This is a genomic window from Ruegeria sp. YTSA075, assembly GCF_059610245.1.
Window position 1 is genome coordinate 122,053 of sequence record NZ_JBXWNG010000010.1, and the last position, 13,525, is coordinate 135,577.

A 13,525-nucleotide genomic window follows, 5' to 3' on the forward strand; every position below is an offset into this window, starting at 1 on the left:
GAGAGTCTGTGACAGAGATCACATCACAGGTTTGAAATACACGCTACTAATAGTGGGTTTTGAGTGTCTCTTGAGTCCGCTTGCCGAGAAAGCTGCTATGCAAAGACTATGGTGCTGCTATGCGCATCATTCCACTTGGCAAGTACGCCTTGCCCCAGTATACGCGCGGCTTGACCGGACAGGAGCCTTTTCACAATGGTTGGCAGTGCAAATCTCAACATCATGATCAAAGCCGCGCGCAAAGCGGGGCGATCTCTGGTCAAGGATTTCCGTGAAGTCGAGAACCTGCAGGTATCGATGAAGGGCGCGGGCGATTTTGTGTCCAAGGCCGATATCGCCGCCGAAGCCATCCTGAAAGAAGAACTGCTGGGCGCGCGCCCGACCTATGGCTGGCTAGCCGAAGAGGGCGGCGCGATAGATGGTGAAGACCCGACCCGCCGCTGGATCGTGGACCCGCTGGACGGCACCACGAATTTCTTGCACGGGCTGCCGCACTGGGCGGTCTCGATCGCGCTGGAGCACAAGGGCAAGATCGTTGCTGGCGTGATCTACGACGCCGCCAAGGATGAGATGTTCTTTGCCGAAAAAGGCGAAGGGGCCTGGATGAACGACATGCGCATCCGTGTCTCGGGCCGTCATCGGATGATCGAATCGATCTTCTCGACCGGTTTGCCCTTCGGTGGTCGTTCGGACCTGCCTGCAACCTTGCAAGATCTGGCGCGCCTGATGCCTGTATGTGCCGGCGTCCGCCGGTGGGGTGCCGCCGCGCTGGACATGGCCTATGTGGCCGCGGGCCGCTATGAAGGGTTCTGGGAACGCCGCCTGAACGCGTGGGATCTGGCTGCGGGTATCATCATCGTGAAAGAGGCCGGTGGCTTTGTGCAGCCCCTGAACCCAGAGGGCAACGTTCTGGACGATGGCGAGGTGATCTGCGCCAACGAGCCGATCTTTGACAGTTTTGCAAAGATAATCCGAGGCTAAACCCCTTACCTGCGCGGCACGCGCGGGATGCGGGATTGCGACAGTTTGTATTTTGCTTCGGGATGCGGCGGATGGCCATGGGTGCGATCCCAATACGCGACGCCACCGCGTTTCAACCACAGTGGAATGCACAGGATCAATCCGACGACAAACCCACCGGTATGGGCCCAATAGGCAACGCCGCCTTCGTCGGGGTTGCTGTTCAAGCTGCCCACAAATTGCATTCCCAACCAGACACCCAGCATCACAAAGGCCGGGATCGAAAAGACCCGGAAATACACGATCAGGATCAGCAGGATGTCGACGCGGGCTTTCGGAAACAGCAGAAGATACCCGCCCATCACCCCTGCAATTGCGCCAGACGCGCCGATGGTTGGCACCATCGAGTCGGGCGCGGTGATGACATGGATCAACCCGGCGCCGACTCCGGCCACAAGGTAGAACAGAAGAAAGGGCAGATGGCCCATCTCATCTTCCAGATTGTCGCCGAAAATCCATAGAAACAGCATGTTGCCTGCCAGATGCATCCAGCCGCCATGCAGAAACATGGATGTTACAAAAGTTTCGAACGCATAGCCATCCGCGATGCGCGCGGGAATGATCGCGTAGTCGTAGTACAACCGGTTGATCAGCGGCGCGTCATTCATGATCCCCACATAGCTGACAAAGATCAGGATATTGGCGGCCATGATTGCGTAGACGACATAGGGCGTGCGCCCCGAGGGGTTATGATCGCGGATCGGAAACATGGCGCGACGCTGGGCTTTTCCACGCCCGGCGTCAAGAACAGCTTATGCCGCACTAAGCAACAACGAAGCCCTTCCGCTGCAACTTGACAGAACGCGGAACAGGGTCATCCTTGAGGTATGACACACGTGTTCTATGGCCTGATCATTGGCGTCGCTCTGACCACTTCCGCAGCCGCGCAGACCTGCCCGGATGCTCCGGATCATACGCAAGGGGTGAGCGATCTGATTTCACAGCTTCAAAAAGCCGAGTCGGAGGCTGTGGCGCGCACTTATTCCAACCAGATGTGGGAGCTTTGGACGGATGCGCCTGACGCAAAGTCACAGACCCTGCTGGATCGCGGTATGGCGCGGCGCGAGGCTTGGGATCTGGTCGGAGCTTTGGAAGAGCTTAACCAGTTGGTAGAATATTGTCCGGAATTTGCCGAAGGCTATAACCAGCGGGCCTTTGTGAACTATCTCAGGCAGGATTTCGGATCGGCCCTGCAAGATCTGGATGTGGCGATTGACTTGTCGCCGAACCATGTTGCTGCAATCAGTGGGCGGGCGTTGTCGTTGATGGGTTTGAAACGGCTGGACGAGGCCAGGACCACACTGAAAGAAGCGCTGGAGCTTAATCCCTGGCTGTCAGAACGGGCTTTGTTGCAGCCGGGTGGCTTGCTGGACCCTCCGGGGCAAGACATCTGAACTACCTGGAGCGTCCTCCGACCGCCAGGGTGATGTCGCGCGCGGCTTCGGCAACCAGCCTGCCAAGGTTCTCGACCGTATCAGGGTTAAAGCGGGCCGTCGGGCCAGACACAGAAATCCCGGCGCATGGGCTGTTCTGTTCGTTAAAGATAGTCGCGCCGATGCAGGACATCCCCAAGTAGCGTTCTTCTATGTCATATGACCAGCCACGCTGTCGGGTGGTTTCAAGATCGGCCATCAGCGTCTTGGGATCACTCAGCGTTCGGTCGGTAAAGGCCTCGGGTTCGCTTGCGGACAAAATCCGCGTCACGGCCTCAGGCTCCAGTGCGGCTAAGATTGCCTTGCCGATGCCTGATGCATACATGGGTGATCGCGCACCGGGCGGAAAGAACGCTCGGATTGGATTTTTGGTTTCGATCTGACCCACAAAAACAACGTCGCAAGCGTCAGTAACCGCCAGATTCGCCGTTTCCCCGGTATCTTTCATCAGCCGGTACAGGATGGGCTGTGATGCCTCGATCACGCTGTTACGTTTGAGGAACGAAGCACCGGCGCGATAGGCTTCGATCCCGATCATCCATTCCTGGCGCATATCGTCGAACTGGACAAAACTGTGTTTTGCCAACGTGGTCAGGATACGATGTGTGGTGGCGGTGGGTATTCCCGTTTCGCGGCTGAGATCGCTGAGGGTGCAGCGTTCGAGTCGTGCAAGGGTGCTGATCGCCTCCAGCGCGCGATCCAGAGATTGCAGCGTCCCGGCGGAACTTTCCTTAAACAGTGATTTGGGCCTACCCCGCGGCCGTTTCTGAATGTCCAATTTTGGACCCTCCTGAGTCTTGCAGGAATAGTACGAGGAACTCAGATTTTTTCATATATTGAAAAACGTTTTTGATATTTTGGCGGGTTGGATGGGATGGAGTTGACGCCCTGAAACAGTGCTCCAATCCAATATTTTTTAAGATTTTTGTTTCGCTACGGGAAACCCCCAATATCGCGCCAGTTTGGGATGCGGTATCAAGGTGAAGTCTATCAGGTCGTGCGCGACCAAATAGTTTTCCCCGATGAGGGGCTGGTCTATACCCCCTTCTGGCCGGCCCCTCACTTAGTTTTTGGGGGATCAGATCACTTTGCCTGTAGGCTCAAGCATCTGAGCAACCCGCGATGGCAACTCTGCTGCACTATCGTAGGCCGCTGTGTGTGGGATACTGGCAACGGGTGATTTCCGATAGCCTTGCGTGAATAATAGAAACGGAATTTCAGCTCGGATCGCCGTTTCGGCATCGACTTCGCTGTCGCCGACAAAAAGGCGTGTCCCTGGGCTGCCTATTGCGTCAAAGCTAGCCAGCAGATGCCGAGGATCCGGTTTGCGCATCGCCATGCTGTCTCCGCCCAGAACCACATCGAAGAATCGCGACAGATCCAGCGCATCCAGAATGTGGCGCGCGGGGGCTTCGTGTTTGTTCGTACACACCCCGAAGGAATAGCCCATGGCCCGCAAATCTTCCAATGCGTCAGGGATGCCCGGATAAGGAACAGTCGTGCTGCTGGCAGCGTTGGCGTAGTGAACTTGCATGCGTTTTGTCAATTCAGCATGTCGTTCCGCAGGAAGCCCGACGTGACGGGTCATACGTTCAACCAGCTTGGGCAGTCCGTTGCCTACGAAAGAGGCAATGACCTCTTTCGGCAGAGGCGGAAAATCGATGTCCTCCAGCGTTCGGTTGGCCGCTGCGACGATATCTCCAAGACTGTCGACAAGTGTTCCATCAAGGTCGAAAATGATTACCGCCGCCATGGGCTGCATTCCTTCTTTGCCGTTTGATTTGCTGTCTAGCGCGCGGAAACTCGGGTCGTAAACCGGCAATCATAGGTATTGTGAGATTGGGTGCTTGACATACCTTACTAAATTAATCAGATTAAAGGGCAAGACAATGAGCCAACCCGATTTCGGGTCAGCCAGAACTTGAGAAACGCGAACAGATCAGGCGTTTGCCTTGACCCTTCTGGAGTTGACCGATGAATGTGCAGAACCCGAATCCCAGCCAATCCTATGCTGTATCCATCTTGCCATCTTACAAAGCCGATGATCTGACCAAAGGTGGCAATCTTGCGCATATCGAGCTGGGGGACCAATTGTACACCCTGCGGATCACCCGCGCGGGTAAGCTGATCCTCACGAAATGAGCGGCATGTCACCTCGGGGCGGCGCAGCTGTTGGCCGGCTGTCCGACCTGAGCCCAATCGAAGCAGGCGCTGTGATGTATTTGCGGCTGTGGGGCGATGGCCCAGCAGGCCGTGCAGACGCTGCAAGCGACTTTGATATCGCGCTGGGTGAGGATCAGGGACAGGCCGCGATGCTGACGCTGGACAGGCTATGCTCGCTTTGCGCCACTCACGGTCGCCGTCAGTTGGTACGGCACGGTCTGGGATGCGCTTGCCTTGGTGCCGATGAGAACTGTTTTGCGCAGATGATCGGTGCGGCGGCCGATGGCGCGCGCGAGGATGCCATGATGATGGCGTCTTTGATCGTGCGACCGGATTTTGCCCCCGCACTGGCGTCATTGTCCGAGGAATTGGGCTTTGCCCTGCGCCGGATGATGAAATCTGTACCGCTGCCAAGCACCGGTCATCAAACATCATCAACCGCTTTGCATTAGCCCCCTTAACAACACCCGCATCCGGCGTGATGGTGATCATGATCGCACGCCGGTGCAGGGGCATAATCTCCAACCTCTGACAACACATCCCGCAGCGCCCATAGGATCATATCCACATCTTCGGCTTCGATGGTCAGAGGGGGGCGGATTTTCAGGATGTTATCCTTGGGCCCCTCGCTGCCGATCAGGATGCGATGATCGCGCATCCGGTTCTTGACATATCGGCAGATCTCGGTGCTTTCCGAGCCATCTGGGTTGATCAGTTCGACCCCTAGGAACAGCCCCATCCCGCGTACATCACCGACACTTTCAAAGTCAGATTCGATCTGTTTCAGCCCGTCGATCAGACGCGCGCCCATGGCCCGCGCATTACCCTGCAGGCCCTCGTCATCGACGATATCCAACACCTCTTTACCGATCCGGCAGGATAGGGTTGAGCCTCCAAAGGTTGAAAAGAACTCGATCCCGTTGTCAAAACTTTGGGCGATCTCCTCTGTCGTGATCACAACGCCAAGGGGGTGCCCATTGCCGATGGGTTTGCCCAGCACAACGATATCAGGCAATGCCCCCTGATGTTCGAAGCCGAAGTAATACTCCCCTAAACGCCCAAGCCCGGTCTGCACCTCATCGGCGATACAAACGCCCCCGGCAGCCCGAATTTTCTCATATATCGCAGGCAGATATCCTTTGGGAGGGATGATCTGCCCCCCAACCGAAGGGAAGGTTTCGGCGATAAAACCCGCAAGCCCATGGCCCCTGTCGCGGAGTGCGGCAATGGCGGGCTCCACAAGCGCGGCGAATTTAGTGGCACGGTCGGGGTCGTCCCGTTTGAACGATCCGCGATAGTCGTCAGCCACTTCGACCAGTTCCACCCAATCGGCCTGCCCAACGCCGCAGGGTTTGTTGAATTTATAAGCAGAAATCGCCACGGCTGCGTTTGTGTTGCCGTGATACCCATGATCCGGGGTCACGATCCCTTTGGCGCCGGTATGGGCGCGGGCCAGCCTCAGCGCAAGTTCATTGGCTTCGGTGCCGGAATTGACGAAGAAGCACACCTGTAAATGATCAGGCAGTTTGGACAATACCTTATCAGCAAACGCCGTTTGTGCCGGATGCAGATAGCGCGTGTTCGAGTTCATCCGTTTCAGCTGATCCGCAGCAACGGCCTGTATTCTCGGATGCGCATGCCCGACATGCGGCACGTTGTTGTAAGCATCCAGATACGGACGGCCCCATTCATCGAACAGGTGATGTTTCCAGCCCCGCACCAGCATGACAGGGTCATCGTAGGTTAGGCTTAGGTTGCCGCCGAAATGATCATGTCGACCCTGCAGAACAGTGCTTTTGTCGCTAGGTTCATAGAATACCTTTTCGTCCGGCAGATTCAGCAACGCCGCCGGGTTTGGGCAGAGTTGGTGCCATAAGAACATCTCATCCGGGTCGCCAACGCCGGGCCAATCAGCTTCCATTCCTACCGTGGTCAGCGCCAGCTGGAAATGTACATGCGGGGCCCATCCGCCATTCTGGCTGGCATCCCCTAACCGGGCAAAGGCTGCGCCTTGGGCAACCGGATCGCCGGGTTTTAGCCGCTCACAAACCTCAGGGTCCAGATGACCATAGAGTGTGTAAAACGGATCGCCCTCGGGCGTTTCATGACGCAGGATCACCACGCCGCCATAATCCAGGTGAGAGTTCCGATTCTCCGCAACCTCAACTCGCCCGCTCAGTGGCGCATGTAAAGCCGTGCCCGCTGGTGCGAACACATCCACGGCCAGATGCACGGTCCGCCGGTCCGAGGCTTTCCACGGACCATTCCGAAACCCAGGCTCCGCATAGATCAGGCGCGGTTCGTTATAGTACCCCAGCCAGAGCCCGTCCCCGAACTCCTCCCCCACGTGTGCCGCTTCTTCCAGCGGCATGTGGAACGGGTTTTGTGGCCAGACCGAGTTTTCAACAGACAAAGACCCCATGGGAGCGTCGCTCAGGTCTTCTCCGAACATCGGTGCGAACCCGCCGCGATGTTCGGCAAGGAAGGTGCGAACACGATCAGCCCCGTCGGTCACGGGCAGGCCGCAGGCTGCACGCAGGCGTGCAGGCATCAGGCCGCCGTTGACAGATGCGCTTTCCAAGAACCGCCATGCAGGCGCTTGCGAAATCGTGACATAAGGATCGTCTGGATTTTTCACCGCCATCAGGGTCGAGTTTATAACTGACACCGCCAGACGCATGCGCAGCAGTGGCCAGATAAGATCGATTTCCTCGGCGCTCAGACGGTTGGCGGCGTGATATCCACGCACCAATGCGGTCAGCGCGCGTTCGGGTTTGGGATGATCCAGAACGATATAAGCCGCCGCGATCGCCAGATCGCAAACCCGAGGGGCTGCGCACATATCGCCCAGATCAATCAGGCCCGAAACTGTCCGTCGTTGCCCAAAATCGCCATCGACCAGAATATTGTGGTCATTTGCATCATTGTGAATGGCCTGCTTGGGTAATCGCGCAAGCTGTTCTGAAACAGCCCTGAACCCTTGCGCAACTTCTGCTACCAACATGCGCCGATCCGGGTTCGAGACAGCCTCCAGATGCGCCTCAATCCAGCTGGCCTGCATGAGGTCCCATTTGAATTCTGCCCGCTCCAAGGCCTCATGGGTGAATCCCTCTAACGCACGATCCGTCGCACCAAGTACACGCCCGAGTTTCAGGATCAACTCTTCACTCTTTGGTGCCACCTTGGCGTAGCATTGACCGGGTAAGCGCTCCAATAGCCAAACCAGGCGCGGGGTGCCGGTCTCGTCCTGAAGCTCAGCCAACAGACCCCCATTCAAATTGGCAAAAACCTTTGGAAAAGGCAGGCCTGGTGCCGCTGACGATAGGTATTCCAACGCCTCGATTTGCAAATCCACAAGGCTGGCTTCGCATCCCGCACGCATGACCTTAAGAACATAATCCTGCCCGTTCTTGGCCTCGACCAGAAAGTTCAGATCAAATTCGCCATCCAGCCGTGTCAAACGGGCCTCAAGCCCCCATTGCGCCCGCAATGCTGCTGTCCAGAAAGCAATCAAATCGCTCATACCTTTTCCTTCTGACCGAAGGCTTCACCCTTCATCTGGCCAAAAATATCCTCGGGGGGAGGCGCGCCGAAAGGCGCGGCGGGGGGCAGACAGCCCCCCCTTACATCAACCCAAAGCGCGCAAACGTTTGAACAATGACGATGTATCCCATCGTCCGCCGCCCAGTTTTTGCACATCCTTATAGAATTGATCGACCAGCGCTGTGACGGGCAGGGACGCCCCTGTGTCATTGGCTGTGTCGAGGCAGATCCCCAGATCCTTGCGCATCCAGTCCACCGCGAACCCATGATCAAAGTGATCGTCCAGCATGGTCTCGAACCGGTTGGACATCTGCCAGCTGCCCGCCGCGCCCTGGCTGATCACCTCGACGACCGAACGGCCGTCCAGCCCGGCCTTCTCGGCAAAATGCAGCGCTTCGCTGAGGCCCTGAACCAGACCGGCGATGGCGATCTGATTGCACATCTTGGTCATCTGTCCTGCGCCACTGTCACCGATCCGACGGCAGATTTTTGAATAGACCTGCATGATGGGTTCGGCAGCCTCGTAAGCGGCCTGATCCCCGCCGCACATGATAGACAGAACGCCATTCTCGGCACCGGCCTGACCGCCCGAGATCGGGGCATCTACAAAAGCGATGCCCTTGCTTTGACATGCTGCATACAGCTCGCGGGTCACTTTGGCGGAAACTGTGGTGTGATCGACAAATGTTGTGCCTGAGGCCATACCGTGAAAGGCCCCATCATCGCCCGTGCAGACCATACGCAGGTCATCATCATTGCCGACACAAGCCATGACAAACTCGGCCCCCTGCGCGGCAGTTAGCGGAGTGGTCGCCATTGATCCACCATGTTGGTCCACCCAGGCTTGGGCCTTTGCGGCGGTGCGATTGTAGACGGTTACGTCATGACCTGCAGCCTGCAAATGCCCCGCCATTGGGTAACCCATGACACCCAGGCCAAGAAACGCAACTTTTGCCATTTTGAAAAACCTCTCTGATATCGGGCCTTGTGGCCTGCGATGTTCCGCAGGCAAGACCGGTTGGGCAGAGACAAAGCAAAGCTGCGCCCAAAGGGCAACCCCGCGTCAGGGCCTGCCGCCAAGATCTTGCAAGATCGGACAATCGGGCCGATCATCCCCAGCACAGGCATCAATAAGATGACCAAGCGTATCCCGCATGGCTTTCAGATCCGCGATTTTCGCATCGATCTGCGCCAGATGATCTCGGGCCACGCGTTTCACATCTGCGCTGGCGCGGGTTTCATCCTCATACAAGGCAAGCAACGTCCGGCAATCCTCAATCGTGAATCCCAATGCGCGGGTACGCCCCAGGAAATTCAGCTTATGCAAATCCTGAGCGCGAAAAACACGATACCCATTATCGTCGCGCAGCGGTTTGATCAGATCGATCTCTTCGTAATAGCGGATGGTCTTTGCAGGTAGCCCCGTGCGGGAGGCGACATCTCCAATATTCATGCGGGGACCTCTCTGGATGTGCCGAACGCGGCATGCGGCAAGTCGGCCCTCACCCGGCGCAGGCGCAGGGCGTTTGAAACGACAAAGACGCTGGACAGGGCCATGGCCCCGGCGGCCAGTGCTGGCGACAGCAAGAGTCCACCGAAAGGATAGAGCACGCCCGCAGCCACCGGGATCAGAAGGATGTTGTATCCGAAAGCCCAGCCCAGATTCTGGCGGATGTTGCGCAATGTCTGGCGGCTGATTTCGACGGCATTCGCCACTCCGCGCAGATCACCTGACATCAAAACGACATCAGCAGTTTCGATTGCCACATCTGTGCCGGTACCAATCGCAAGGCCAATATCTGCGGCTGCGAGGGCGGGCGCATCGTTGATACCGTCACCGACAAAAGCCACCGTGCCAAACTTGTCGCGCAACTCATCAATCGCGTCTCGTTTTCCGTCAGGCAGAACTTCCGCCGTGACGTGATTGATGCCCAAACGATCCGCCAGTGCCTGAGCCGTGCGCGCGTTGTCGCCTGTGACCATGGCCAAGGTTACACCTGTTCCTCCTAAGCGCTTCAGCGCCTCGGGCGTGCCGGGTTTGATCGGGTCCGAGACATAGATCGCCGCCGCCAATTGCCCGTCAATGGCCACGTACAAGGGTGTTGCGCCTTCGGCGGCACGGGTATTGGCCTCGGGTGTGAGGTCACTTACCGAAATCCCAAGCTGATCCATGAGCGATTGCGAGCCAATTGAAACGGATTGACCTTCGACCCGCCCTTGCAGGCCAAGGCCGGTGAGTGATTGAACCTCTGAGGCCTCCGGCAAATTGGCAGGTCCAGCACGAGTGATTGCAGTTGCAATAGGGTGCTCAGACCGCGCCTCCAAAGCCGCAGCGATGCGCAGAACATCAGCCGCGTCAAAACCATTGACGGGGGTCATGCTGTCCAGTTCGGGATGTCCAAGGGTCAGTGTCCCGGTTTTGTCCAACGCAATCACCTTCGCCTGCTGCAATTGCTGCAAGGCAGCGCCTTTGCGGAACAGCACGCCCAGCTCAGCCGCGCGGCCCGTTCCCACCATGATCGAGGTTGGCGTGGCCAGACCCATCGCGCAGGGACAGGCGATAATCAGGACTGAAACCCCCGCGACCAAGGCATGTGACAGGGCGGGTGCCGGACCCAGCAACAGCCAAGCGACAACGGTGACAGCCGCAATGACCATAACTGCTGGTACAAACCGATAGGTGATTTGGTCGACTAAACCTTGAATTGGTAGTTTGGCCCCCTGCGCCTGTTCTACCATCCGAATGACCTGCGCCAACACGGTATCAGCCCCCACATGTGTGGCCTTGACCCGCAAAGCACCGGTTCCGTTGACGGTTCCGCCAACAACCGGGTCACCTGCGGTTTTGCCCACGGGGATCGGCTCGCCCGTGATCACGCTTTCATCGACATAAGCGCTACCTTCCAGCACCTGCGCGTCGACCGGAATGCGCTCTCCCGGACGGATATGCAAGATGTTGCCGGCGGCTATATTAGCTATTGGGAGGTCTTGGGTCTCGCCTTCGATCTCGACGCGAGCGGTTTTGGGCTGCAACCCGACCAGCCTGCGAATTGCCGCGCCGGTCTTGCCTTTTGCCCGCGCCTCGAGCCAGCGACCCAGAAGGATCAAAACCACGATCACGGCGGCGGACTCGAAATAGATATTGGCTGACCCCTGAGGCAACACTTCGAGCGCAAAAACGGCCGTGAACGAATACAGATAGGCGGCACCCGTTCCTAACGCGACCAAGGCATTCATGTCAGGCGCGCCGCGCAGCAGCGCTGGGATACCCTTTTGATAGAATATGCGCCCCGGTCCGATCAGCAGGGCAGAGGTTAGTGCAAACTGAATCAGCTGGCTGGTCTGTACCCCGATGGTTCCGTGAACCCAATGATGAAAGGCGGGGACCAAGTGACCACCCATCTCAAGGATAAACACCGGCAGGGCTAGGATTGCTGCAAGAAGCGTCGCACGGCGCAGGTCTGTCGCCTCATTTGTGTTCGAACTGATATTCGCCTCTGACGAGCTGACCTGCGCGGGATAGCCTATATCTGTGACGATCCCTGCAAGAATGGCGGGCGTAGTACTTCCCTCGGCATAGGTTACATGCGCTGTCTGGGTGGCCAGATTGACATCGGCGCGGACAACGCCCGGCGCTTTGGCCAGCGACCGTTCGATCTTGGAAATGCATGATGCGCAATTCATGCCGTCGATCTTGAGAACAATCTCATTGAGGACGGCAGGATAACCGGCCTGTTCCAACGCGTCGGTCAACACAGAAACAGGCGTGTCGCTGGCCACCTGCGCCGACTGGGTCGCAAAGTTGACCGTCGCGGTTCTGACACCTTCGGTGCCGGATAGCGCGGCTTCGACCCGCGCAACGCAAGAGGCGCAGTTCATACCTGTGATTTTGATCTGTATCTGCTGAGCGTTCGCCATCCGACTCATCCCGGTCCTATGTTGCTGCTTAGTTGGGGGTTCCAGTGACGGGAAGGTCAAGGGCGCGCGTGGCATTTCTTTGGAAACACGACAAGATCTGACTTGGTTTAAGCAGGAACGCAGCGTTGAAACTGCCAGAAACGCCGCGTCACATGGATTGGCGGGACGCGCGCAGACCTGTAGTTTTTGGATAACTACTTATCGGAGAGCTTAAGATGTCGCTTTTTTCTTCATCCGCCGCCTGGGTCACTGATGAACACCGCATGTTTGCCGATATGGCAGGCCGGTTCATGGACGATGAACTTGTTCCCAATATCGAGACTTGGGCCGACAATGGCGTGGTAGATCGCGCGTTCTGGCACAAAGCAGGGCAGGCGGGCCTGATGGCTGGCGCAATCCCCGAGGAATATGGTGGTGTTGGCGGCGGCATGGGGTTTGATGCCGTTACCATTTACGAACAAACTGCAAGAGGTGATGCGGGTTGGGGCTATGGTATCCAATCCATTGTGACGCATTACATCACGGCCTATGGCAGCGAAGACCAGAAACGGAAGTGGCTGCCCAAGTTGGCATCAGGTGAGATGGTTGGGGCTTTGGCCATGACTGAGCCTAGCACCGGGTCTGATGTTCAGGCCGTGCGGACGGTGGCTGAAAAGGATGGCAATTCCTACAAGCTCAATGGCTCAAAAATCTTCATCACCAATGGTCAATCGGCGGATTTGGTGATCGTCGCGGCGAAGACGGATAAATCTCTGGGTGCCAAGGGTGTTTCGCTGATCGCGGTTGAGACAGAAGGGGCCGAAGGGTTCCGCCGCGGTCGGAACCTCAAGAAACTTGGCATGAAGGGCAACGATACCGCCGAGCTGTTCTTTGAAGACGTCAAGGTTCCAATGACCAATCTGCTGGGTGCGGAAGAAGGTCAGGGGTTCTATCAGCTGATGAAGCAACTGCCGTGGGAGCGGTTGACGATTGGTTTGATGGCTTTGGGCGCGATCGACTTCGCCATCGCCGAAACAGTGAAATATGTGCAAGAGCGCAAAGCCTTTGGGCAGCGCGTCATGGATTTCCAGAATACGCGGTTCAAGCTGGCAGAGTGCAAGACCAAGGCGGAAGTGCTGCGCAGTTTTGTAAACGACTGTATCGCCAAGCTGGAAGCTGGAGAGTTGGACGCTGCCACGGCTTCGATGGTCAAATACTGGGGGTCGGAGGTACAGAATGAAATCATGCACGAATGCCTGCAACTGTTTGGTGGCTATGGTTTCATGATGGAGTACCCGATCGCCCGCCTCTACGCCGATGCGCGCGTGCAGATGATCTATGGCGGCACCAATGAGGTCATGAAGGAACTGATTGCACGGTCTTTGGATGTGTAGAAGGGGCTCCCGCACATCTTCGCCGTTTCTGGCGAAACGACTGTGATGGTTGGGCCGGGCCAGCGCGGGCTTTGC

The 13,525-nt window shown here is 57.3% G+C and carries 12 protein-coding genes; 5 read left to right on the top strand and 7 right to left on the bottom strand.

Going from position 1 to position 13,525, the window contains the following annotated elements; all coding sequences use genetic code 11:
• Positions 1–195: 195 nt before the first annotated feature.
• On the top strand, positions 196–981 hold the full coding sequence (locus tag AC2FGE_RS16670) for an inositol monophosphatase family protein (protein WP_496820360.1): 786 nt from the start codon (positions 196–198) through the stop codon (positions 979–981).
• Positions 982–986: 5 nt separating this feature from the next.
• On the opposite strand, the gene AC2FGE_RS16675 is transcribed toward AC2FGE_RS16670, so the two are convergent.
• Entirely contained in the window at positions 987–1,730 is a 744-nt protein-coding gene (locus AC2FGE_RS16675) for a rhomboid family intramembrane serine protease (protein WP_496820361.1), read from the bottom strand.
• Positions 1,731–1,847: 117 nt separating this feature from the next.
• On the opposite strand from AC2FGE_RS16675, the gene AC2FGE_RS16680 reads away from it, so the two are divergent.
• Positions 1,848–2,414: a tetratricopeptide repeat protein gene (locus AC2FGE_RS16680; protein WP_496820363.1), complete on the top strand. Its 567-nt coding sequence runs from the start codon at positions 1,848–1,850 to the stop codon at positions 2,412–2,414.
• Between the two features lies 1 nt (position 2,415).
• Here the strand turns inward: AC2FGE_RS16680 and AC2FGE_RS16685 are convergent, their stop codons facing one another.
• Both AC2FGE_RS16685 and gph read right to left on the bottom strand, forming a co-directional pair.
• Positions 2,416–3,231, bottom strand: a complete 816-nt coding sequence (locus AC2FGE_RS16685) for an IclR family transcriptional regulator (RefSeq protein ID WP_496820365.1) — start codon at positions 3,229–3,231, stop codon at positions 2,416–2,418.
• A 300-nt stretch (positions 3,232–3,531) separates the two neighbouring features.
• The gene (gene gph / locus AC2FGE_RS16690; RefSeq protein ID WP_496820366.1) at positions 3,532–4,206 is read right to left on the bottom strand and encodes a phosphoglycolate phosphatase; all 675 of its coding nucleotides are present in this window, start codon (positions 4,204–4,206) and stop codon (positions 3,532–3,534) included.
• Positions 4,207–4,427: 221 nt separating this feature from the next.
• Here gph and hemP point away from each other — a divergent pair, with 221 nt between their 5' ends.
• Together hemP and AC2FGE_RS16700 are read left to right on the top strand one after the other, a co-directional pair.
• The gene (gene hemP, locus AC2FGE_RS16695) at positions 4,428–4,595 is read left to right on the top strand and encodes a hemin uptake protein HemP (RefSeq protein WP_496820367.1); all 168 of its coding nucleotides are present in this window, start codon (positions 4,428–4,430) and stop codon (positions 4,593–4,595) included.
• Positions 4,592–5,068 (top strand): hypothetical protein, encoded by a 477-nt coding sequence (locus AC2FGE_RS16700; RefSeq protein ID WP_496820368.1) that lies wholly within the window; start codon positions 4,592–4,594, stop codon positions 5,066–5,068. The genes hemP and AC2FGE_RS16700 overlap by 4 nt, the downstream gene beginning before the upstream one ends.
• A gap of 5 nt (positions 5,069–5,073) precedes the next feature.
• On the opposite strand, the gene AC2FGE_RS16705 is transcribed toward AC2FGE_RS16700, so the two are convergent.
• From AC2FGE_RS16705 to AC2FGE_RS16720, 4 genes are all read right to left on the bottom strand, one after another.
• A complete protein-coding gene (locus AC2FGE_RS16705; protein WP_496820369.1) occupies positions 5,074–8,139 on the bottom strand; it encodes an aminotransferase class III-fold pyridoxal phosphate-dependent enzyme in 3,066 nt (1,021 codons plus the stop codon).
• A 105-nt stretch (positions 8,140–8,244) separates the two neighbouring features.
• Positions 8,245–9,117 carry an NAD(P)-dependent oxidoreductase gene (locus AC2FGE_RS16710; RefSeq protein WP_496820370.1) on the bottom strand — a complete coding sequence of 291 codons (873 nt, stop codon included), beginning with the start codon at positions 9,115–9,117 and terminating at the stop codon, positions 8,245–8,247.
• 105 nt (positions 9,118–9,222) lie between these two features.
• On the bottom strand, positions 9,223–9,612 hold the full coding sequence (gene cueR / locus AC2FGE_RS16715; RefSeq protein ID WP_496820371.1) for a Cu(I)-responsive transcriptional regulator: 390 nt from the start codon (positions 9,610–9,612) through the stop codon (positions 9,223–9,225).
• On the bottom strand, positions 9,609–12,077 hold the full coding sequence (locus AC2FGE_RS16720; protein ID WP_496820376.1) for a heavy metal translocating P-type ATPase: 2,469 nt from the start codon (positions 12,075–12,077) through the stop codon (positions 9,609–9,611). The genes cueR and AC2FGE_RS16720 overlap by 4 nt, the downstream gene beginning before the upstream one ends.
• Before the next feature lie 215 nt (positions 12,078–12,292).
• On the opposite strand from AC2FGE_RS16720, the gene AC2FGE_RS16725 reads away from it, so the two are divergent.
• The gene (locus AC2FGE_RS16725) at positions 12,293–13,450 is read left to right on the top strand and encodes an acyl-CoA dehydrogenase family protein (protein WP_496820372.1); all 1,158 of its coding nucleotides are present in this window, start codon (positions 12,293–12,295) and stop codon (positions 13,448–13,450) included.
• Positions 13,451–13,525 lie beyond the last annotated feature (75 nt).

Bases quoted from the DNA above. Each gene is read 5' to 3' on its own strand.
- AC2FGE_RS16670 (WP_496820360.1), top strand. From the start codon at position 196: ATGGTTGGCAGTGCAAATCTCAACATCATGATCAAAGCCGCGCGCAAA.
- AC2FGE_RS16675 (WP_496820361.1), bottom strand. From the start codon at position 1,730: ATGTTTCCGATCCGCGATCATAACCCCTCGGGGCGCACGCCCTATGTC.
- AC2FGE_RS16680 (WP_496820363.1), top strand. From the start codon at position 1,848: ATGACACACGTGTTCTATGGCCTGATCATTGGCGTCGCTCTGACCACT.
- gph (WP_496820366.1), bottom strand. From the start codon at position 4,206: ATGGCGGCGGTAATCATTTTCGACCTTGATGGAACACTTGTCGACAGT.
- hemP (WP_496820367.1), top strand. From the start codon at position 4,428: ATGAATGTGCAGAACCCGAATCCCAGCCAATCCTATGCTGTATCCATC.
- AC2FGE_RS16700 (WP_496820368.1), top strand. From the start codon at position 4,592: ATGAGCGGCATGTCACCTCGGGGCGGCGCAGCTGTTGGCCGGCTGTCC.
- AC2FGE_RS16705 (WP_496820369.1), bottom strand. From the start codon at position 8,139: ATGAGCGATTTGATTGCTTTCTGGACAGCAGCATTGCGGGCGCAATGG.
- AC2FGE_RS16710 (WP_496820370.1), bottom strand. From the start codon at position 9,117: ATGGCAAAAGTTGCGTTTCTTGGCCTGGGTGTCATGGGTTACCCAATG.
- cueR (WP_496820371.1), bottom strand. From the start codon at position 9,612: ATGAATATTGGAGATGTCGCCTCCCGCACGGGGCTACCTGCAAAGACC.
- AC2FGE_RS16720 (WP_496820376.1), bottom strand. From the start codon at position 12,077: ATGGCGAACGCTCAGCAGATACAGATCAAAATCACAGGTATGAACTGC.
- AC2FGE_RS16725 (WP_496820372.1), top strand. From the start codon at position 12,293: ATGTCGCTTTTTTCTTCATCCGCCGCCTGGGTCACTGATGAACACCGC.